20 protein-coding genes and 1 riboswitch are annotated in these 20,811 nt (G+C 67.5%); of the genes, 9 read left to right on the forward strand and 11 right to left on the reverse strand.

The annotated features are described in order from the left end of the window. The first annotated feature begins 101 nt into the window (after positions 1-101). Positions 102-1,076 (forward strand): cysteine synthase A, encoded by a 975-nt coding sequence (cysK, locus tag PTT45_RS15650; protein WP_273814470.1) that lies wholly within the window; start codon positions 102-104, stop codon positions 1,074-1,076. 53 nt (positions 1,077-1,129) lie between these two features. Here cysK and PTT45_RS15655 read toward each other — a convergent pair whose 3' ends face one another. The 3 genes from PTT45_RS15655 to PTT45_RS15665 form a co-directional block, all read right to left on the reverse strand. Next, positions 1,130-2,032, reverse strand: a complete 903-nt coding sequence (locus tag PTT45_RS15655) for a DMT family transporter (protein WP_273814471.1) — start codon at positions 2,030-2,032, stop codon at positions 1,130-1,132. A gap of 122 nt (positions 2,033-2,154) precedes the next feature. Further along, positions 2,155-2,895 (reverse strand): TorF family putative porin, encoded by a 741-nt coding sequence (locus PTT45_RS15660; protein WP_273814472.1) that lies wholly within the window; start codon positions 2,893-2,895, stop codon positions 2,155-2,157. Positions 2,896-2,994: 99 nt separating this feature from the next. Further along, complete coding sequence (locus PTT45_RS15665) at positions 2,995-4,686, reverse strand: amidohydrolase (protein ID WP_273814473.1); 1,692 nt, start codon at positions 4,684-4,686, stop codon at positions 2,995-2,997. Between the two features lie 148 nt (positions 4,687-4,834). On the opposite strand from PTT45_RS15665, the gene PTT45_RS15670 reads away from it, so the two are divergent. The 3 genes from PTT45_RS15670 (at position 4,835) to PTT45_RS15680 (ending at position 8,766) form a co-directional block, all read left to right on the forward strand. Then, on the forward strand, positions 4,835-5,758 hold the full coding sequence (locus PTT45_RS15670) for a LysR family transcriptional regulator (RefSeq protein ID WP_273814475.1): 924 nt from the start codon (positions 4,835-4,837) through the stop codon (positions 5,756-5,758). A 189-nt stretch (positions 5,759-5,947) separates the two neighbouring features. Then, positions 5,948-7,588, forward strand: coding sequence for an AMP-binding protein (locus PTT45_RS15675; RefSeq protein WP_273814477.1), 1,641 nt, complete (start codon positions 5,948-5,950; stop codon positions 7,586-7,588). Between the two features lie 2 nt (positions 7,589-7,590). Then, the gene (locus PTT45_RS15680; RefSeq protein WP_273814479.1) at positions 7,591-8,766 is read left to right on the forward strand and encodes a CaiB/BaiF CoA transferase family protein; all 1,176 of its coding nucleotides are present in this window, start codon (positions 7,591-7,593) and stop codon (positions 8,764-8,766) included. Positions 8,767-8,769: 3 nt separating this feature from the next. On the opposite strand, the gene PTT45_RS15685 is transcribed toward PTT45_RS15680, so the two are convergent. The 4 genes from PTT45_RS15685 to PTT45_RS15700 form a co-directional block, all read right to left on the reverse strand. After that, entirely contained in the window at positions 8,770-9,264 is a 495-nt protein-coding gene (locus tag PTT45_RS15685; protein WP_273814480.1) for a SprT family zinc-dependent metalloprotease, read from the reverse strand. A 51-nt stretch (positions 9,265-9,315) separates the two neighbouring features. Next, positions 9,316-9,987, reverse strand: coding sequence for a Yip1 family protein (locus tag PTT45_RS15690; RefSeq protein ID WP_273814482.1), 672 nt, complete (start codon positions 9,985-9,987; stop codon positions 9,316-9,318). Positions 9,988-10,124: 137 nt separating this feature from the next. After that, entirely contained in the window at positions 10,125-10,724 is a 600-nt protein-coding gene (locus PTT45_RS15695) for a Yip1 family protein (RefSeq protein WP_273814483.1), read from the reverse strand. 165 nt (positions 10,725-10,889) lie between these two features. Beyond that, complete coding sequence (locus PTT45_RS15700; protein ID WP_273814484.1) at positions 10,890-11,483, reverse strand: DNA-J related domain-containing protein; 594 nt, start codon at positions 11,481-11,483, stop codon at positions 10,890-10,892. A gap of 87 nt (positions 11,484-11,570) precedes the next feature. On the opposite strand from PTT45_RS15700, the gene ttcA reads away from it, so the two are divergent. Further along, positions 11,571-12,398, forward strand: a complete 828-nt coding sequence (ttcA, locus tag PTT45_RS15705; RefSeq protein WP_273814485.1) for a tRNA 2-thiocytidine(32) synthetase TtcA — start codon at positions 11,571-11,573, stop codon at positions 12,396-12,398. A gap of 37 nt (positions 12,399-12,435) precedes the next feature. On the opposite strand, the gene PTT45_RS15710 is transcribed toward ttcA, so the two are convergent. The 3 genes from PTT45_RS15710 to cbiE are packed head-to-tail and all read right to left on the reverse strand — an operon-like array spanning position 12,436 to position 15,079. Continuing rightward, on the reverse strand, positions 12,436-13,149 hold the full coding sequence (locus PTT45_RS15710; protein ID WP_273814486.1) for a (2Fe-2S) ferredoxin domain-containing protein: 714 nt from the start codon (positions 13,147-13,149) through the stop codon (positions 12,436-12,438). An 8-nt stretch (positions 13,150-13,157) separates the two neighbouring features. Next, entirely contained in the window at positions 13,158-13,880 is a 723-nt protein-coding gene (locus PTT45_RS15715; RefSeq protein WP_273814487.1) for a cobalt-precorrin-6A reductase, read from the reverse strand. After that, complete coding sequence (gene cbiE / locus PTT45_RS15720; RefSeq protein ID WP_273814488.1) at positions 13,877-15,079, reverse strand: precorrin-6y C5,15-methyltransferase (decarboxylating) subunit CbiE; 1,203 nt, start codon at positions 15,077-15,079, stop codon at positions 13,877-13,879. Before cbiE ends, PTT45_RS15715 begins: the two co-directional genes overlap by 4 nt. Before the next feature lie 62 nt (positions 15,080-15,141). Continuing rightward, positions 15,142-15,337: riboswitch (cobalamin riboswitch) on the forward strand. A gap of 91 nt (positions 15,338-15,428) precedes the next feature. Here cbiE and cobG point away from each other — a divergent pair. From cobG to cobJ, 4 genes are read left to right on the forward strand one after another with little or no spacing between them, the layout of a single operon-like run. Then, positions 15,429-16,733 (forward strand): precorrin-3B synthase, encoded by a 1,305-nt coding sequence (gene cobG / locus PTT45_RS15725; protein WP_443218198.1) that lies wholly within the window; start codon positions 15,429-15,431, stop codon positions 16,731-16,733. Next, on the forward strand, positions 16,730-17,356 hold the full coding sequence (locus PTT45_RS15730; protein ID WP_273814491.1) for a precorrin-8X methylmutase: 627 nt from the start codon (positions 16,730-16,732) through the stop codon (positions 17,354-17,356). Before cobG ends, PTT45_RS15730 begins: the two co-directional genes overlap by 4 nt. Next, positions 17,356-18,099, forward strand: coding sequence for a precorrin-2 C(20)-methyltransferase (locus PTT45_RS15735; RefSeq protein ID WP_273814493.1), 744 nt, complete (start codon positions 17,356-17,358; stop codon positions 18,097-18,099). Before PTT45_RS15730 ends, PTT45_RS15735 begins: the two co-directional genes overlap by 1 nt. Continuing rightward, positions 18,092-19,759, forward strand: coding sequence for a precorrin-3B C(17)-methyltransferase (cobJ, locus tag PTT45_RS15740; RefSeq protein ID WP_443218199.1), 1,668 nt, complete (start codon positions 18,092-18,094; stop codon positions 19,757-19,759). Before PTT45_RS15735 ends, cobJ begins: the two co-directional genes overlap by 8 nt. A 4-nt stretch (positions 19,760-19,763) precedes the next feature. Here the strand turns inward: cobJ and PTT45_RS15745 are convergent, their stop codons facing one another. Next, positions 19,764-20,336 (reverse strand): flavin reductase family protein, encoded by a 573-nt coding sequence (locus PTT45_RS15745; protein ID WP_273814494.1) that lies wholly within the window; start codon positions 20,334-20,336, stop codon positions 19,764-19,766. Positions 20,337-20,811: the final 475 nt, after the last annotated feature.

The raw sequence follows: 20,811 nt of genomic DNA on the forward strand, positions 1-20,811 counted from the left end.
GGACTGCCCGGTGGCCCGCGGAGTTCGACCGGCGTGCTCTGGACGATCCCGGCACGCGGCCGTAGGCTGTCTGGCTCGCGAATCGACAAGGACACCCCATCATGAGCCGCATCTTTGCAGACAATGCCCAGTCCATCGGTAACACGCCGCTGGTGCAGATCAATCGCCTCGGTCCCAAGGGCGTGACCATCCTGGCGAAGATCGAGGGGCGCAACCCCGGCTATTCGGTCAAGTGCCGCATCGGCGCCAACATGATCTGGGATGCCGAGTCGCGTGGCGTACTCAAGCCGGGCATGACCCTGGTCGAGCCGACCTCGGGCAACACCGGCATCGGCCTGGCCTTCGTCGCCGCCGCCCGCGGCTACAAGCTGGTGCTGACCATGCCGGCCTCCATGAGCCTGGAGCGACGCAAGGTGCTCAAGGCCCTGGGCGCCGAACTGGTGCTGACCGAGCCGGCCAAGGGCATGAAGGGCGCCATCGAGAAGGCTGGCGAGATTCTCGCTTCCGACCCGGCCAAGTACTTCATGCCGGCGCAGTTCGACAATCCGGCCAACCCGGCGATCCACGAGAAGACCACCGGCCCGGAGATCTGGAACGACACCGACGGCGCGGTCGACGTGCTGGTGGCGGGGGTCGGCACCGGCGGCACCATCACCGGCGTGTCGCGCTACATCAAGAACACCCGGCACAAGCCGATCCTCTCGGTGGCCGTCGAGCCGATCGCCTCGCCGGTGATCAGCCAGGCGCTGGCCGGCGAGGAGATCAAGCCCAGCCCGCACAAGATCCAGGGCATCGGCGCCGGCTTCGTGCCGAAGAACCTCGATCTGTCCATCGTCGACCGCGTCGAGCAGGTCGGCGACGATGAGTCCAAGGCCATGGCCCTGCGTCTGATGCAGGAAGAGGGCATCCTCTGCGGCATCTCCTGTGGCGCGGCCATGGTGGCCGCCGTGCGCCTGGCCGAGAAGCCGGAGATGCAGGGCAAGACCATCGTGGTCATCCTGCCGGACTCGGGTGAGCGCTATCTCTCCAGCATGCTGTTCAGTGATCTGTTCAGTGATCAGGAGCTGCAGCAGTAACGAGCTGCCGCCCATGAAAAAGCCGCCCTCGGGCGGCTTTTTCGTTTCTGGCTTCAGGCCTTGGCTGGTGTCGCGGCGGGTGCGCTGGGTCGCACCACCAGCCACAGCGCCACGCCGATCAGCAGGCAGCCCGGCAGGTAGTCCCAGGTCAGCGGCTCGCCCAGCAACAGGGCGCCCCAGACCACGCCGAACGGCGGGATCAGGAAGGTGGTGGTGCTGGCCTTGATCGGGCCGATGTCGGCCAGCAGGCGGAAGTACAGGACATAGGCGAAGGCGGTGCAGACCAGGCCGAGGGCGGCCAGCGACAGCCACAAGGTGGGCCCGCCCCAGCTGGTCGGCGGCTGCCAGACCAGGCTGCCGGCGAACAGCGGCAGCTGGAACACACTGGCACCGACCAGGCTGGCGAAGGCAACCAGGCGGTTGTCCAGGCCCAGCGGGCCGATCCAGCGGCGGGTGAGGAAGCCGGCGAAGCCGTAGCAGGTGGTGGCCACCAGGCAGGCAGCGGCGCCCAGCAACAGCGGCAGGTCGAAGTCGATCGGGCCGGTGCGGGTCAGCACGGCCACGCCGAGCAGACCGAGGGCGACGCCTGCGGCCTTGCTGGCGGTCATCGCCTCGCTGAAGAACAGCGCACCGATCAGCACGCCCATCAGCGGCGTGGTGGCGTTGAAGATCGACGAGTAGCCGGCCGGCAGCACCAGCGCGGCCAGGCAGTACATCACCGATGGCAGGCCGGCGTTGATCACCCCCAGCACCAGGCAGGCGCGGAACTTGCCCTGGTAGTTCCACACCGGGCGCATCAGCAGGAGGAAGGCCAGCAGGCCGAGGGCGCCGAGGCTGGCGCGGAAGAAGGCGGTGGGCAGGCTGCCCAGCACGGGTACGGCGATGCGCATGAACAGGAAGCTGGCACCCCAGATGGCGGCAAGCAGCAGCAGGCGAAGCAGGTCGGCGGGTCTCATCAAACGGCTCCAGACAGGAGCCGTCAGATTACGCCGCCGGCTGGGCGGCGCAATCCGCAGATGGCTTTCAAATCGCCCGTACAGTTGCGCGAGTGCGGGCCGGTACAGTGATCAGCATTACCTCAGAAGGTCTTGCTCACGCTGGCCACCACGGTGGCGGTGCAGGCGTCGGTGAAGCCGTAGTTGCTGAAGCACTCGGCTTCCGACAGGTCAGTGTCGACGTAGCTCAGGCCCCAGGTGACGTCGAAGAAGTCACGGGTCAGTTTCACCTCCCACTCGCGGTAGGAATCCCTGGACTGGCCGCTGTTCGACCAGAACAGCGGGTCCTTCAGGTCCATGCGCCCGTAGCGCAGGTCCAGGCCGATCTCCAGCGGCAGCTGGGTCTCGTAGCCGACCCAGGTGTAGAGGGTGTCCTGATCCTCGCCGATGAAGTTGCCCAGGTCGCGGGAGTAGTAGGCCGCGGCCTTGAAGCCATAGGCGTTGAGGATGGCGTAGGCCTCGCTCTGGTTGAACTGGCTCTCCTTGGGGTAGGCGTACTTGATGTAGCCGAGGTCGAGGCTGACCGCCTCGGTCGCCTGCCAGTACCAGCCGGCGTAGTAGTCCACTTCCTGGCGGGTCTTGAGGCCGTAGCCGAAGTCGACGTTGGAGGTCCACACGCCGGCATACAGGCCGCTGCTGTGGCCCAGGGTGGCGCCGGCCTGCAGCGCGGGGTCGCCCTGGGTCTGCGAGATGCCGCGGGTGCGGTAGTCGCTGGCCAGGGTGAGGTCGATGTCGACGAAGAAGTCGTCGTTGATCGGCACGGCCTGGCTGCTCAGGGGTGTCAGGGCCAGGCCGGCGAGGAGGAGGGCGGTAGAGCGTTTCATGGGTGCTATCTCGATGTTGTGGTTGTTTTGGCAGATAGGCGGCAAGGCTTCGCCAGCCCCCGGCGAAGCCGGGAGTGGGCGAAGCGGTGGAACTGGTTGTTATTGGGCGGGGGCGTAGACCTGGCGACCGGCGAACCAGGTTTGCAGCACCTGGGTGTCGCCGAGGGCCTTGTCGTCGACGCTGAACACGTCGCGGTCGACCACCACGAAGTCGGCCTGCTTGCCGGCTTCCAGCGAGCCGATGCTCTGCTCCAGGCCGATGGTTCGCGCGGCGTTGATGGTGTAGGCGTAGAACATTGTCTCGCGGTCCAGGCGCTCGTCGGCGTTGAGCACGCCCTTGTCACCCTCGCGGGTCGACGCCTGGGCGATGGCCAGCCAGGGGTTGGGCGTGGACACCGGCCAGTCGCTGGCGCCGGCGATGGTCGCACCATTGGCCAGCAGCGAGTGCGCCGGGTACTGGTAGCGGAAGGCGAAGGCGCTGACGTAGGGCTTGACCAGGTCCAGAGTGTATTCGTCACCGGCGGCCCACAGCAGCTGCATCGAGGCGATCACGCCCAGCGGCTTGAAGCGCGCGAACTCCTTGGGATTGACCAGCTGCAGGTGGGTTATCGAGTGGGTCACGCCACTCTGCCGGTCCTTGCGCGCCTGCTCGATGCCGTTGAGCGACTCACGCACGGCGCGGTCGCCGATGGCGTGGATGTGCACCAGCCAGCCGCGGGCGTCGGCGGCGCTGACCAGCTCGCCGAAGTGCGCCGGGTCGATCAGCAGTTCGCCCTGCTTGAGCGAGTTGCTGTACGGGTCGATCAGCGCCGCGCTCTGCGCCGGGAACTCCAGCACGCCGTCGGCGAACACCTTGATCCCCGGCAGGCTCAGGTTGGGCACGTTGGCGAACTGCTGACGCACCTTGTCCAGCACTTCCAGATCGGCCGGGCGGCTCTTGGGGTTGGCCACCAGCAGGGCGGCGACGTGGGCATTCAGGCCGCCTTTCTCGGCCAGGGCCTTGTAGGCCGGCAGCACGCCGACGCTCTTCTCGGTGGGCTTGAGGTCGAACACCGCCTCGCCCGGCGCGGCGTTGGACGCCGGGTCCATCCAGGCGGTGATGCCCAGGCTGTTGTTCAGTTGCACCGCGGCTTCGGCGCCGCGCAGCAGCTCGTCCGGGCTCACGGCCGGCAGCACGCTGGCGACCCGATCCCAGCCGGCGTCGACCAGGAAGCCGCTGGGCTCGCCGTTCTTCAGCAGGCCGATGGTGTCGCGCTCGCCCTTGGGCAGACGGGCCACCAGCGCCTTGTCGATGCCGGCGCGTTTGAGCATGGCGGCGTTGGCCCAGGCGGTGTGGTGGTCGCTGCCGACGAAGACGATGGGCAGCTTTTCCCACTCGCCATGGTTGAAGCGCTGGCCCATGGCCTCGGCCTGGGACCAGACGCCGGAGTTCATGCCGCCGACCTGCAGCACGTCGCCGTGCACCGCTCGGCCGTCGGCCTGCCAGCCGCGCAGGCGCTTCTCCAGTTCGTCGACGCTGACCAGCTCGTCTTCCATGTTGGCGGCGGCCAGCTCCAGGCCGCCGAACACGGCGTGCGAGTGGGTGTCGATCAGGCCGGGCACCAGGGTCTTGCCTGCGAGGTCGACGAGCAGGGTGGAGGCATCGGCCAGGGCCTTGATCTCGGCGTCGCTACCGGCGCGCAGGATCTTGCCGTCTTCCACGGCGATGGCCTGTACCTGTGGCTGGGCCTGGTTGGCGGTGAACACCTTGCCGTTGAACAGCACCAGATCGGCGGCGGCCATGGCTTCCATCGAGGAAAAAGCCAATGCACTTGCAAGCAACGCTCTTTTCACAGCAGACCCCTTGTTTTTATTGAGTTGGCAGGGAGACTAGCGAGCAAGGCGAATGGGCAGAACGGCCTGTTTGCGCAAAAACCTTTTGCCTGATTGGAAAAAGACCATGGACAAGTTCAGCGCCCTCAGCATGTTCGTCGCCGCCGCCGAGCAGGGCAGTTTCAGCCGCGCCGCCGAGTTGCTGGGCAAGACGCCCTCGGCGCTGACCAAGGCGGTCGGCCATCTGGAGCGCGAGCTGGGCGCGGCGCTGTTCGAGCGCAGCACGCGGCGCATCGTGCTGACCGAGGCCGGGCGCCTGTACCTGGATACCGCGCGCCAGGTACTGCAGCGCCTGCGCGACGCCGGCGAGGAGATCGACCAGCTGCAGAACGGCCTGCAGGGCAGCCTGCGCCTGACCGCGGCGCTGGCCTTCGGCCCGGCCTTTCTCGAGCGGGTGTGTGCCGGCTTCCTCGCCGAATACCCGCAGATTCGCCTGCACGTGGACCTGAGCGACGACTTCGTCGACCTGGTCGAGGCCGGCTATGACCTGGCCCTGCGCGAGGGGCCCAGCGACCTGCCCGGGCTGATCGCCAGGGTTATCGGACGCAACCGCATCTTCCTCTGCGCCAGCCCCGAGTACGTCGCGCGCAACCCGCAGCCGCTGACACCGCAGACCATCGAGGAGCACGACTGGCTGATGTACACCCACCCGGCCCTGGGCCGCGATGGCTGGTGGGTGGACCGCGACAACCTGCGCATCCGCCTGCCGCACCCCAAGCGGGTACGCATGGAGAGCGACAACTACCACCTGCTGCTGGCCAATGCCCTGGCCGGCCACGGTGTGCTGCACACCCCGCAGTGGAGCGCCATGGACCTGCTGGATGAAGGCCGGCTGGTACGCCTGATGACCGATTACCGCATCGACCCGGATGCCTTCGGCGACAACATCCTCGCCGTCTATCCCAGCCACCGACGGGCCAGCGGCAAGGTGCTGGCCTTCATCGATTACCTGCAGGGTTACCTGGCCCGCACCATGGAAGTTGACCGATAGGGTCAATCGCACCGAGCGCTTGGGTCATTGAGAGGAAGTGGAGGGCAGACCTAACCTGCGTCGATCCCCTGGGGAATGAGGGGCGCCGGACGCGCGAAGCAGGGCTAGGCTCCTGCACGCGAACTGGCGTGTTTGCACGCCTGATCCGGCATCGCGCGCTTCGACAAGAACAAGAACAAGGGACCTGACATGACCGAACAACTGCCGCTGCAACGATTCCAGCACTGGTTGGAGGTGGCGCCCGAGCGGGTCTGGCTGCGCCAGCCGGTGGACGGCGTGTGGCACGACGTCACCTGGCGCCAGGTCGACGACCAGGCCCGGCGCCTGGCCAGTGCACTGCAGGCCCTGGGTTGCCAGCCGGGCGACCGCGTGGCGCTGCTGGCGAAGAACTGCGCGGAGTGGTTCGTCAGTGACCTGGCGATCATGTTCGCCGGGCTGGTCAGCGTGCCGCTGTACCCGCTGCAGTCCGCCGAGAGCGTGGCCTATGTGCTGGAACATGCCGGCTGCAAGGCGATCATCCTCGGCAAGCTGGACGAGCCGGAAAAGCTGGAAACCGGCATCGGCCCGCAGGTGGTGCGCATCGCCATGCCCTATCCGACCCTGCGCGCCGATTACCAGTGGCACGCGCTGCTGGCCGCGCACGAGCCGCTGCAGCAGGCACACGAGCAGCAGGGCGACGAGCTGCTGAGCATCCTCTATACCTCCGGCACCACCGGCCAGCCCAAGGGCGCCATGCTCTCGGCGCGGGCCATGGCCTTCGCTGCGACCAACTCGGTGCTGGAGATGAAGATCGGCCAGCACGACCGCTTCTTCTCCTACCTGCCGCTGTCGCACGCCGCCGAGCGCTTCCTGGTGCAGATGAACAGCCTGTACAGCGGCGCCAGCGTGGCCTTCGTCGAATCCCTGGAGACCTTCGCCAGCGACCTGCGCCAGGTGCGGCCGACCGTATTCTTCTCCGTGCCGCGGCTATGGACGCGCTTCCAGCAGGGCGTGCTGGAGCGCCTGCCGGCACAACGCCTCGACCGACTGTTGCGCCTGCCCTTCATCGGCACGCTGGTGGCACGCAAGATCCGCCAGGGCCTCGGCCTGGGCAAGGCGCGCATCCTGGTCTCGGGCGCGGCCTCGATCTCGCCGGCGCTGCTGGACTGGTACCGACGCCTGGGCATGACCCTCTGCGAGGGCTACGGCATGACCGAGAACTTTGCCTACGGCTGCTTCAACCGTCCGGGCCAGGTGCGCCTGGGCAGCGTCGGCCGGCCCATGCCGTTCCTCGAAATGCGCCTGGCGGAGAACGGCGAGGTGCAGTTCCGCAGCCCGACCCTGATGCAGGGCTACTACCGTGAACCGGCCCTGAGCGCCGAGGCGCTGGCCGGTGGCTGGCTGCACACCGGCGACAAGGGCGAGGTGGATGCCGACGGCTACCTGCGCATCACCGGCCGGGTGAAGGACATCTTCAAGACCAGCAAGGGCAAGTACGTGGCGCCGGCGCCCATCGAGGGGCAGATCGCCCGCAACACCTGGGTCGAGCAGGTCTGCCTGATGGGCAGCAACCGCGACCAGCCGCTGGCCCTGATCGAGCTGTCGCCAGCCGCCCGCGCCGAGCCGCGCGAGCGCATCGCCGCCGACCTGCAGGCGACCCTGCACGGCCTGAACGCCGAACTGCAGCCCCACGAGCGCCTTAGCCACCTGCTGCTGGTGCGCGACAGCTGGACCGTGGACAACGGCTGCATGACCCCGACCATGAAAATCCGCCGCAACGTGCTGGAGACCCGGTATGCCGACCTGGTCGCCGAGCTGCCGGCCGAACCCTCTCTGCACTGGGAAAACTGAACATGAAAGGCCCGTTGTCCTCGCTGAAAGTCCTCGACTTCTCCACCCTGCTGCCGGGGCCGTTCGCCTCGCTGCTGCTCGCCGATATGGGCGCCGAGGTGCTGCGCGTCGAGTCGCCCAGCCGTGTCGACCTGGTGCGCGTGCTGCCGCCGCATGTGGATGGCGTCTCCACCAGCCACGCCTACCTCAACCGCAACAAGCGCTGCCTGGCGCTGGACCTGAAGAAGCCCGAGGCGCTGGAGGTGGTGCGGCGCCTGGTGGCCGAGTACGACATCGTGCTGGAGCAGTTCCGCCCAGGCGTGATGGACAAGCTCGGCCTCGGCTACGAGGCGCTCAAGGCGATCAACCCGCGGCTGATCTACGTCTCGATCACCGGCTACGGGCAGAGCGGGCCGTACAAGGATCGCGCCGGCCATGACCTCAACTACCTGGCCCTGAGTGGCCTGGCCAGCTACACCGGACGCAGCGACAGCGGCCCGCTGCCGCTCGGCGTGCAGGTGGCGGACATCGCTGGCGGCTCGCTGCACGGGGTGATCGGTCTGCTTGCCGCAGTGATCGCCCGGCAGAGCAGCGGCATCGGTCAGCACGTGGACATCAGCATGACCGACTGCGCCTTCAGCCTGCATGCCATGGCCGGCGCCGGCTACCTGGCCGGCGGCGTGGAGCCGGACATGCAGAACCAAGTGCTCAACGGCGGCAGCTTCTACGACTACTACCGCACCCGCGATGGTCGCTGGCTGTCGGTGGGCAGCCTGGAACCGCAGTTCATGCAGCAGTTCTGCGCCGCTCTCGGCCGCCCGGAACTGGCCGCTCTGGGGTTGTCGCCCAAGGACCAGCAGCGCCTCAAGGAGGAGATCGCCATTGAGGTGGAGAAACACGACCTGGCCGAGTGGCAGCATCGCTTCGCCGAGGTGGACGCCTGCGTCGAACCGGTGCTGAAGCTCTCCGAAGCGGTCGAGCATCCGCAGCTCAAGGCGCGTGGCGTGGTCACCGAGGTCCCGCGCGAGGGCAAGGCCGCACAGCGGCAGATCGCCTGCCCGATTCGTTTCTCGCAGGGGCTGCAGCCACCACGGCATATCGGCGCAGCGGTCGGCGCGCACAGCAACGAGGTGCTGCGCGAGCTGGGTTATGGCGAGGATGAGATTGCCGCGCTCAGGGCGAGCAAGGCGCTGGGCTGAGGATTACTCGACCCGCTGCTCGCCGCTGAATACCAGGGTCGCCCGGCAGCGCCGGCAGAAGTAGCGCCGCCCCTGGGCGACCAGGCGGTGGCGTTGGCCGGAGAAGGGGAACTCGCCTTCCGGGCACTGGCACAGATAGAGGTAGCGGGTGACCTTGCGCCGGCCGATGTCGTAGTTGTGGCAGCGATCCGGCGGCAGCTCGTAGACACCACGCATGATCAGCTGCCACTCCTCGCCATGCGGCTGGATGCGCCCGCCGAACAGCTGGTGCGCCACCAGGTGGGCGACCTCGTGGGCCACCGTCTGTTTGAGGAAGTGCTCGCGGTTCTCCGCGTACAGCTTGGGATTGAAGCGCAGCAGGTTCTCGTGCAGGTGCGCTACGCCGGCCTTTTGGCCGCGCAGCTTGAAGCTGACCTCGGGACGGGGGAACGAGCGCTTGAAGAAGCCTTCGGCCTGCAGGTAGCAGGCTTCGACGCGGGCATGGAGCAGTTCGGGCATGGGGCGATTATGCCGCATCGCCCCGCGTAGCTAAACCGACCGCTGGTCGAGTCAGTCGTTGCTGTGTTGCTGCTCCTGCACCGTCGGCCTTTCCTCGCGGGTCGAGTAGCCCTGTTCCGGCGCGGTGCGCTCGTAGACCGGGTCCATGTAGTAGTGCCAGTGCAGGATGGCCGAGACCAGCAGCGTCACCACCGCCAGCACCGCGACCGCCCAGACCGAGCCGGCGTAGACCATGCCCTGCTGCTGGCGCAGGCGCATGAAGGTGGGCAGGCCGACGAACAGCAGGAAGGTCGAATAGGCACAGGCCAGGCCCAGCGCCAGTACCGCGATCCAGCGGCTCGGGTAGATGGCCACGAGCCCGGCGAGGAAGAACGGCGTGGCGGTGTAGGCGGCGAAGCCGATGCACTGGTTCAGGCTGGGGCGTGCATCGAAGGTCCGCGACATCCAGCGGATGAAGCCGCCCATGATCAGGGTGCCGACCAGTGCGGTGAGGTAGACGTTGAGGGCCAGCAGCAGGGCGCTGCCCTCGGCGAGCCGCACGCGCTCATCCTCGACCAGGCTCCAACCCACCTCGCTGGTACCGACGAACAGGCTCACGGCGGGAATCATCGCGAGCAGCAGCAGGTGGCCCAGGTAGTGCGCGGGATGCTGTTCCTCTTCCTGGCGGATCTCGTGCCAGGCGGCGTCCGGGTGGGTAAACAGGTTGACGAAGTGCGGCGTCATGGGCGCGTTCCTCTGCAGGGTTGGCCATAACGGCTTAGAACTGCGCAGGTGTCGCCAGGGTTCAACTTTCCGGCTGGAAGGAACGTGCGTGCAATGAAAAGGCCGCCCGTAGGCGGCCTGGTGCAGACGATACAGACTCAGTTGGTGTAGACCGGCCCTACGCCGAAGCCCCAGAGGATCACCGAGCAGGCGATCATCGCCACCAGCACCACCAGGCCCACGGCCAGTACCGAGCTGGAGAACATGAAGCCCTCGTCCTGGGGGATGCCCATGAAGGTGGGGATGCCGGAGTACAGCAGGTACACCGTGTAGCAGACCGCCGCCGTGCCGATCAGCATGCCCAGCCACAGGCTCGGATAGAGCGCCGCGACACCGCCGACGAACAGCGGGGTCGCGCAATAGGCGGCGAACACGATGCATTGGGTCAGGGTCGGGTTGGAGTCGTAGGTGCGCGCCATCCAGTGGATGAAGGCCCCCATGACGGCCACGCCAGCGAGCATTGCCAGGTAGGACATGATGGTCATCTGCATGGCGCTGGCCGCCGTGAGCTTGACCGCCTCGCCATCGCCGATGCGCCAACCCACCTCGGTGGTACCGAAATAGGCGCAGAGCGCGGGGATGGCAGCGAGAATCAGGACATGGGTCAGGTACATGTGGCTGACGCTTTCCTCTTCGCCACGGATTTCCTGCCACTCTTGGTCGGGATGGGTGAAGAGCCCCCAAACATGGTGGATCATGCAGACACCTCCTCTTTTTATTGTCGATCGCCCCGAGCGTAACGCCCGGCGTGCGTGAACAGCGGCGCCGGGTGCAGGCCGAATTAAGTGCGACCGTATGCCGCAGTATAGGAAAGGCTGTATCCCGCGTAATCCGTGGCTTTAGAGCGAATTGCTCTCTATGAGTCAGCCGTAATAGCGCTCAAGTATTTCCATGGCCAGGTTGATCGACTGCAGGCGGCTGGTGCTGCCGCCCCGGTCCGGATGGTGCAGGCTCACCAACTGGCGGTAGCGCTGCTTGATCTGCGCGAGATTGAGCGGTTGCGTGGCATCCAGCTCGAACAGCTTGAGGGCCGCCTGCTTCTCTTCGCCGCCCTGCATGCGGGTCCAGAAGCTGGCCAGCAGCTTCTCCACATCGTCTTCGGTGGTATCGCGCAAATTTTGCAGATTGAGATAGTAGTCACGCAGCGGGTCGTGTTCGGCCAGCTCCGCGCTGCCCGGGTGCCAGGGTTGCAGCTGCACGCACAGCGGGCTGATCTGCAGATGCGCCTCGCGCTTGCCCCATAGGCGCTCGCGCAGCGAATAGAGGGCGTTGAACAGCAGGAAGTGGGTGCGAAACAGCACCAGCCGGTCCGCCAGCCCCAGGTGCGGGATATGCGTGGAACGGCGGGCCTTGAGCTGCTGGATCAGCTGGAATTCACTGATTCCGGCGGGTACGGCGCGGAGCAACTGCTGCAGCTGTTCGGGCAGGTCGAGGGTCGGGTCGAGGTCGTTGTTCATCGGGCGAGCCTAACACGGGCTGTCGCGGCCGAGCTTTGTGCGTAAAATAGCCAGCTTTTCGCCTTCACCCCCGGATTCTCCCGCACCATGCCCAGCACCATTTCGGTCAACCAGAACAAACTGCAGAAGCGCCTGCGTCGCCAGGTCGGCGAGGCCATCGCCGATTTCAACATGATCGAGGATGGCGACAAGGTGATGGTCTGCCTGTCCGGCGGCAAGGACAGCTACACCATGCTCGACGTGCTGCTGTACCTGCAGAAGGTGGCGCCGATCAAGTTCGAGATCGTCGCGGTGAACATGGACCAGAAGCAGCCCGGCTTCCCCGAGCACGTGCTGCCGGCCTACCTGGAATCCATCGGCGTGCCGTACCACATCATCGAGAAGGACACCTACTCGGTGGTGAAGGAGAAGATCCCGGAGGGCAAGACCACCTGCTCGCTGTGCTCGCGCCTGCGTCGCGGCACCCTGTACACCTACGCCGACGAAATCGGCGCGACCAAGATGGCCCTCGGTCACCACCGCGACGACATCCTCGAGACCTTCTTCCTCAACATGTTCTACGGCGGCACGCTGAAGGCCATGCCGCCCAAGCTGCTGTCCGACGACGGCCGCAACGTGGTGATCCGCCCGCTGGCCTACTGCAACGAGAAGGACATCGAGGCCTACTCGGTGATGAAGGAATTCCCGATCATCCCGTGCAACCTGTGCGGTTCGCAGGAGAACCTGCAGCGCCAGGTGGTCAAGGAAATGCTGGTGGACTGGGAGCGCAAGAGCCCCGGCCGTACCGAGATCATGTTCCGCGCGCTGCAGAACGTGGTGCCCTCGCAGCTGGCCGACCGCGAGCTGTTCGACTTCAAGACCCTGAAGATCGATGACAGCGCCACGCCGCGCTTCCTCGATGTGATGAACCTGTGATTCCCCGACCGGCCGCCCAGAGCGGCCGGTTTGCTATCTAGCCGCGCATGATCAGTTCGGGCACCGCGCGTTCCTCGACGAAGCGCTCCTGCACCAGGCGCTTCACCTCGGCCGCGTCGCGTATGCGGTACCACTCGCCACTCGGGTAGACACTCAGGGTCGGGCCCTGGTCGCAGGGGAACTGGCACTGGGTGCGGGTGATATGCACGCCATCCTCGGTCTCCAGTCGGCCGGCCGCTTTCAGCTCCTCGCGCAACAGTTTCCACAAGGGCAGGGCGCCACGCCGGGTGCAGCGCGGGCCGTTGCACAGCAGCACGCGATAGCGGTGCGGCGGGATGCACGACCAAGAGTGAGACTCCGGCAGCTGCGGTACGTCCACGCAGCCCAGGTGCTTGTCCGGCTGCTGGATCAGCTCGGCCAGGGCCGCCACATCCTCGGCATTGCCGGCACCGACGAGCAGCCGGTCGGCGCGTTCGCCGGCCAGTGCCTGCAGTTCGCCGCGCAGCCAGTCCAGCTGCGGGCTATCGCCGAGTGGGTCGAGATCGACGATCAATAGCGGCAGCTCTGCGCTGCTCAGGCAGTCACGTACCTGCTCCCAGAGCGCGTCATAACCGGCGCCGGTATCGAACAGATCGCCCAGCACCGTGGCGCCGAACTGTTCGGTGAGCTGGCGGCGGGTCAGTTCGGCGAAGCTGCCATGGTCGAGATCGGGGCCGGCGAACAGCACGCGGGCGTAGGTTTCGGTCTTCATCGGAGTTCTCAAAGCAGCGGCTGCAGCGCCTGCCACAGGTCATCGGGGTTGGCGAAGCTGCGCTCCACCTCGGGCAGTTGCGGGCGTTGCAGCAGCAATACCGGCAGACCGCGCTCGCGGGCGACCTGCAGTTTGGCCTCGGTGGCATTGCCGCCACTGTTCTTGCTCACCAGCACATCGAAGCCCTCAGCGGCGAATAGCGTGCGTTCATCTTCGAGGGTGAAAGGGCCGCGCGCGGCGATGCAGCGTGCACGTGGATGTTCGGGCTGGGCATCGAGCAGGCGCAGGGTCCAGTACTGATGCGCGGGAATCTCGTCGAGATGCGCCAGCGGCTCGCGGCCGAGGGTGAAGAAGGGTTTGCCGAAGGGTTCCAGCGCCGAGACCAGTGCGGTCCAGTCGGCCACCTCGCGCCAGTCGTCACCGGCTTGTGGCTGCCAGCCGGGACGCCGCAGCGCCCAGCAGGGCACGCCGGCCAGGCGCGCGGCCGCGGCGGCATTGGCGCTGATCCGGGCGGCGTAGGGGTGGGTGACGTCCAGCAGCAGGTCGAAGCCCTCGGCGCGGATAAAGTCGGCCAGGCCCTCGGCACCGCCGAAGCCGCCGACGCGCACCTGGCAGTTCAGGTCCTCCGGCACCTTGCCCAGCCCGGCCAGGCTGTACAGGTGCTCGGGCCCCAGACGACGGGCCAGACGCAGTGCGTCGCCGACACCGCCGAGCAGCAGAACTCGGGTCACGGCTTGTGTACTTGCAGCAGGGTAATCGGCAGGGCGCTGCGCCAGGTGTCGAAATCGCCCAGCGGCTGGGCCTGGGCCACGGCGATGCGGGTCAGCTCGCCACCGTGCTGTTCGCGGAAGGCCACCAGCATGGCCTCGCTCTGCAGGGTCACGGCATTGGCGATCAGCCGGCCGCCGGGTTTCAGCGCCTGCCAGCACAGCTCCAGCACGCCGGGCACGGTGACGCCGCCACCGATAAAGATGGCGTCGGGGAAGTCGAGGCCGGCTAGCGCGTCCGGCGCTTCGCCAGCCACTAGCTGCAGCTGCGGCACGCCGAGGGCGTCGCGGTTATGCGCGATCAGTTGCTGGCGATCCGCGTTGGCCTCGATGGCGATGGCGCGGCAACTCGGGTGGCTGCGCAGCCACTCGATGCCGATCGAACCGCAGCCGGCGCCGACATCCCACAGCAGCTCGCCGGGGCGTGGCGCCAGGCGGGCTAGGGTGATGGCGCGTACGTCGCGTTTGGTCAGCTGGCCGTCGTGGCGGTAGGCGTCGTCGGGCAGGCCGATGGTCAGCGGCAGCGCTTGCACACCAGTGTCGGCCTGGCATTCCACGGCCAGCAGATTCAGCGCGGCGACTGCTTCCACATTCCAGCTCGCGGCCAGGCCATCGATACGCCGCTCCAGTGGGCCGCCCAGGTGCTCCAGCACGCTCAGGCGGCTGGCGCCAAAGCCACGCTCGCGCAGCAGGGCGGCGATGGCGGCGGGGCTATCGCCGTCGTTGCACAGGATCAGCAGGCGCTGGCCGTCATGCAGATGGCGGGCGACGGTGGGCAGAGGACGCGCCACCACCGACAGCAGGGTCACGTCCTGCAGCGGCCAGCCCAGGCGCGCGGCGGCCAGGGAATAGGAGGAGGGCGCCGGCAGCACCAGCATTTCGCCTTCGCTCACCTGGCGCGCCAGGCTGGCGCCGACACTAAACAGCATAGGGTCACCGCTGGCCAGCACGCAGGTCGGTGTGCCGCGTCGCTGTAGCACCGGCTCCAGGCTGAAGGGGCTCGGCCAGTTCTGGCGTGGGGCGCGGATGCACGGCGGCAGCAGGTCGAGCTGGCGCGGCGCACCGACGATGCACTCGGCCGCCAGCAGCGCGCGACGCGCCGTCTTGCCCAGGCCGGCATAACCGTCTTCGCCGATGCCCACTACCGTCAGCCAGGCCGTCATCTGTGTCTCCTCGATGCCTTGCGGGCGACGCGCGGGCTTGGCCCGGTGCCGCTAAAAGCGGGCATAATAGCGCCTTCGTCGGTGCCCGGCCCCTCCAGGGGAGCCAGCGGGCCTAAGAGGGAACACGGTACAAGCCGTGGCTGCCCCCGCAACTGTAAGCAGCGAGTCGCTTCACACACATGCCACTGAGCAATCGGGAAGGCCGTGCAGCGATGAGGACCTGTCAGCCAGGAGACCTGCCGACGACGCAGTCGCGAGTGCCAACATCGGGCGGGGTGTACCGATGCCAAGAAATCCCTGTGCGGATTTCACTGGTTCGGTCGCCGCGTCGTTCGTTGTCGGTGACCGTTTGAAGCCCGATCCCTCTATTGCTGCTGCACATGTTCCCCGGCCGTCTGCCTGCCCGGGGCTGTGGCGCGTCGTGCCGGCGAAAGATGGCGGCATCTGCCGGGTAAAACTGCCCGGCGGCCTGCTCACCAGCGCTCAGGCCCGCGCCGTGGTCGCGACTGCGCGAACCCATGCCAGTGGTGTGCTGGAGCTGACCAACCGCAGCAACCTGCAGATTCGCGGTGTGCGCGAGGAGTGCCAAGGCGCGCTGGTGCAGCAGCTGCTCGACGCCGGCCTCGGCCCGCGTCACGCCGATGCCGACGATGTGCGCAATGTGCTGATCAGCCCCGCCGCCGGCCGTGATCCGGCGGCCCATCTCGATACCCGCCCGCTGGCCGAACGACTGCTGGCGCTGCTGCAGGATGTGCCTGCGTTCCGCGACCTGTCGCCCAAGTTCGCCGTGCAGCTGGATGGCGGTGAATCCCTGGCGATGCTCGAGCATCCGCACGATATCTGGCTCAGCGCCTTGCCCGGCGGTACGCAGATGGCTTTCGGCCTGGCCGGCTGCCCGCGTGGCGGTGCGCTGGGCGTGGTCGCGGTGGATCAGGCAGTGCAGTTGGTAGAAGCGCTGTTGCACCTGTTCCTCGACTTGGCCGGCGAGCATTCGCGCCTGCGCCAGCTGTTGGCCGAGCTACCGGCGCAAGCCTTCCTCGCCCGCCTGCCATTCGACTTCCAGCCTGAGACGCCTTGCTTCGCCAGCCCAGCGCTGGAAGGCACGCCGCTAGGTATGCATGCCCAGGGTCAGCCAGGGCAGGTGATGCTGCTAGCGGGGGCGCCGCTCGGGCGGTTGTACGCCGAGCAGCTGCAGGCCCTGGCCGATCTGGCGGATGCCGAAGGCAGCGGCGAGCTGCGCCTCACGCCCTGGCAGGGCGTGCTGCTGCCGGATGTCGCCACTGATCGCCAGTCCATCGTGGCGCAAGCCGTGAGCGACATCGGTCTGCTGCTGGATGCCTGCGCGCCGCTGGCCCGCATGCTCGCCTGCAGCGGCACCGCCGGCTGCGCCAAGGGTGCGGCGGACACCAAGGCCGATGCCCTGCGTCTGGCCGATCATCTGGGCCCGCACGGCCCGGCGCAGGTGCACCTGTGCGGTTGCCCTCGCAGCTGCGCCGCCGCCCACATCGCCCCTTACACGCTGCTGGCCCAGCCCGGTGGCCGTTACGACCTCTATCGCCGCGAGCAGGGCCAGGCCGGATTCGGCCGCCTGCTGGCGGCGTCCCTCGATATCGACCAAGCCGGCGAGCACCTCGCCGCAGGAACACCCGAATGATCGAATACATCCGCGATGGTCAGGAGATCTATCGCCAATCCTTCGCCACCATCCGTGCCGAGGCCGACCTCAGCGCCATCCCGGCCGACCTGGAGAAACTCGCCGTACGCCTGATCCACGCCTGCGGCATGGTCGACGTGGTGCAGGACCTGCGCTTCTCGCCCGGTGCCGGCGCCGCCGGCCGCGCGGCATTAGCCCAAGGCGCGCCGATCCTCTGCGACGCCCGCATGGTCGCCGAGGGCATCACCCGCGCGCGCCTGCCGGCCAACAACCCGGTGATCTGCACCCTGAACGAGGCGGACGTGCCGCAGCTGGCCCGTGATCTCGGCAACACCCGCTCGGCGGCGGCGCTGGAGCACTGGCGCGAGCACCTGGAGGGCAGCGTGGTGGTGATCGGCAACGCGCCCACCGCGCTGTTCTACCTGCTGGAAATGCTCGACGCTGGCGCACCCAAACCGGCGCTGATCCTCGGCATGCCGGTGGGCTTTATCGGCGCCGCCGAATCCAAGGAAATGCTCGCCGCCGACAGCCGCGGCGTGCCCTACGTCATCGTGCACGGTCGCCGCGGTGGCAGCGCCATGGCCGCCGCCGCGGTCAACGCTCTGGCCACGGAGGTGGAGTGATGCGCAAGGGACGTCTGCTCGGCCTCGGCGTCGGCCCCGGCGATCCGGAGCTGATTACCCTCAAGGCCCTGCGCCTGCTGCAGTCCGCGCCGGTGGTGGGCTACTTCGTGGCCAAGGCCAAGGCGAACAAGGGCCAGGGCGGCAACGCCTTCGGCATCATCGAACAGCACCTCAGCGAGGCGCAGCGCCGCCTGCCGCTGGTCTATCCGGTGACCACCGAGAAGCTGGAACCGCCGCTGACCTACGAGGATGTGATTGCCGACTTCTACGACACCTGCGCTGTGCAGATCGCCGCCGAGCTGGACGCCGGTCGCGACGTGGCGGTGATCTGCGAGGGCGACCCGTTCTTCTACGGCTCCTACATGTACCTCCACGACCGCCTGGCCGAGCGTTTTGATGCCGAGGTGGTGCCCGGCGTGTGCTCGATGCTCGGCTGCGCCTCAGTACTGGGTACGCCGCTGGTCTATCGCAACCAGAGCTTGAGCGTGCTCTCCGGCGTGCTGCCGGAAGAGGAGCTGGAGCAGCGCCTGCGCACTGCCGAGGCCGCGGTGGTGATGAAGCTCGGTCGAAACTTCGACAAGGTGCGCCGCGTGCTGCAACGCCTCGGCCTGGCCGAGCGCGCGCACTATGTGGAGCGCGCCACCATGGACAACCAGCACATCGTGCCGTTGGACGAGGTGGATCCGCTGGCCTCGCCGTACTTCTCCATGATCCTGGTGCCGGGGGAGAAGTGGCGTGGCTGAGTTGGATCGAGCACCCGCCATCGTCATCCTCGGCGCCTCGGCGCTGGCCACCGCACGCCGCGTGCGCGAGCGCTATCCGCAGGCACGCATCCACGGCCTGGCCGGACGGGTGGACGAGGTCGACGAGAGCTACCGCGAATTCGCCGAACACCTGCGCGGCCTGTACCGCGCCGGTACGCCGATCATCGCCCTGTGCGCCGCCGGCATCGTCATCCGCAGCCTGGCTTCAGCATTGGTGGAGAAGGGCGCCGAACCACCGGTACTGGCCCTGGCCGAGGACGGCAGCGCCGTGGTGCCGCTGCTCGGCGGCCTGGCCGGGGTCAACCGCCTGGCCCGCGAGCTGGGCGACTGGCTGGCGGTGGCGCCGGCCATCACTACCAGCGGCGAGCTGCGCTTCGGCACCTGCCTGCTCGACCCGCCCGAGGGCTACGCCCTGGCCGATCTGGAGCAGGGCAAGCGCCTGGTCAGCGACCTGCTCGGCGGTGCTCGTTTGCGCGTCGAAGGCGAGGCTCCGTGGCTGCAACAGGCCAACCTGCCGCTGCATGCCGAGGGCGAGCGCTGCCTGCGTATCGATGTGGCCGCCGCCAGCGGCGACGATGCACTGTTGATCCATCCGCGCCGGCTGCTGGTGCGTTGCACCGAATTCTCTGCCGAGCTGGCTGCTCGTTTGCGCGCCGCGCTAGCCGAGAAAGGTCTGGCCGAGGAGGCCCTGGCGGCGCTGCTGGTCGAAGGCGAAGGACGTGCATTGCCGTTTGCCGAGCAGGCGGCTGCTGAGCTGAAGGTGCCATTGCGTTTCATCGAGTCGAACACGGCGCTGCCGCCGGCCTGCTACGAGGCGCCGGGGCTGAGCCTGTATCTGGCTGACAGCCCGCAGACCGCTGCCACCATCGGCCGCCCGCGTGGCCGCCTCAGCGTGGTCGGCATCGGCCCCGGCTGCGCCGAGCTGCTAGCCCCGGCAGTGCGCCGCGCGCTGGATGAGGCCGAGGACGTGCTCGGCTACGAGACCTACGTGACCATGGCCGGCCCCTACCGCGCCAACCAGTGCCTGCACGCCAGCGACAATCGCGAAGAGTTGCAGCGCGCCGCCCATGCCTTCGAGCTGGCCGCGCAGGGTCGACGCGTAGTGATGGTGTCGTCCGGCGACCCGGGCGTGTTCGCCATGGCCGCCGCGGTGATGGAGGCGCTGGAGGCTTCCAGTGATGCACGCTGGCAAGGCGTGGAGCTGGAAGTGCTACCCGGCATCTCCGCCGCCCTGGCCGCCGCCGCCAAGGCCGGGGCGCCGCTGGGCCACGACTTCTGCCTGATCTCCCTGTCCGACAACCTCAAGCCCTGGGCGATGATCGAGAAGCGCCTGCAGCACGCCGCTGCCGCCGACCTGGCCATGGCCTTCTACAACCCGATCTCCAGGGCGCGCCCCTGGCAACTCGGCCGCGCCCTCGACCTGCTGCGCCAGCACCGCGAGCCGCAGACCCTGGTGGTGCTCGGTCGCGACATCGGCCGTCCGGCCGAGGCCCTGCGCGTGCTCACCCTCGGCGAGCTGACCCCAGAGCTGGTAGACATGCGTACCCTGGTGATCATCGGCTCCAGCCAGACCCGGCGCTTCTCGCGCCAGGGCGGCGGCGAGTGGGTCTACACGCCGCGCTGGTATCCGCAGGACTGAAGGCCTACTCGGCCTTCAGTGCGTCACCGATGGCATAGAAGTGCCCGCCGGCCACATGGTGCAGGCTGCACCAGGCCGGGTCGGCGTCCTCGAAGTGCCAGTGGCCGTCGCGGAACACGCGGTCGTCGGCCCAGGCGCCGACCACTTCGCCGATGAACAGGTCGTAGGCCTGCTGGTTGTGTGGCTCGGCGATCAGCTCGCAGGCCAGCCAGGCCGAACAGCCTTGCACGAAGGGCAGGTCGTGGCCGGGTATGTTGAACAGTTCGACGCCGGCCTTGGCCAGCTTGTCCGGGGCGTCTTTGAGGCTGTGGTTGCCGACCTGGTTGGTCAGCTGCAACTGGGCGGCGGTGGGGATCTGGATGACGAAGCGGCCGCTGCGTTCGATCAGTTCGCGGGTGCGGGTGGCTTTGTCGAGTACCACGGTGAGTTTGGGTGGGGAGAAGTCCAAGGCGCAGCACCAGGCGGCGGCCATGACGTTGTCGACGCCTTCGTGGCGGGCGGAGACCAGGACGGTTGGGCCGTGGTTGAGGAGGCGGTAGGCCTTGGCGAGGTCTACCTGCTTTTGGTGGGGATTCATTTGTGTGGCGTTTCCTGACAGCGGGGTGTTGGCGTCGATATGGTTGCTGAGAATCAGCGCTTTCCTCGGCTGAGACTACAGGTTCCGCCTTGTACGGCGGGTCACTTTTTCCAGTCGCGGAAAAAGTAACCAAAAACGCTTTCCCCTGCATCCGGCCCTGCGCTTCGCTCCGGGTTCGTTCGCTCCATCGCCGCTCCAGGGGCCCGGCGCGAAGGGCCATCCTTGGCCCATCGCGCCTCTCGCGGCCTCCATGCCGCTCAACCCCTTCCACGACGATTCCACTCACCCTTCTGAAGGGGCGTTTTGAGTTGCCTGACAGTTCTATGTCTTCTTTCTCGATCCCACGCGGAGCGTGGAAAAAGATCATGCGCGAAGCGCCCAGAAAAACTACCAGCCAACTCGGAGTCCGAACCCCGTCAGGAGGCCGAGTGGAGGTGTTGCGCAGGGGGACGAGCCGCATGGATGCGGCGAGAGG

Source organism: Pseudomonas sp. Gutcm_11s (assembly GCF_028649395.1).
Lineage (GTDB): Bacteria > Pseudomonadota > Gammaproteobacteria > Pseudomonadales > Pseudomonadaceae > Aquipseudomonas.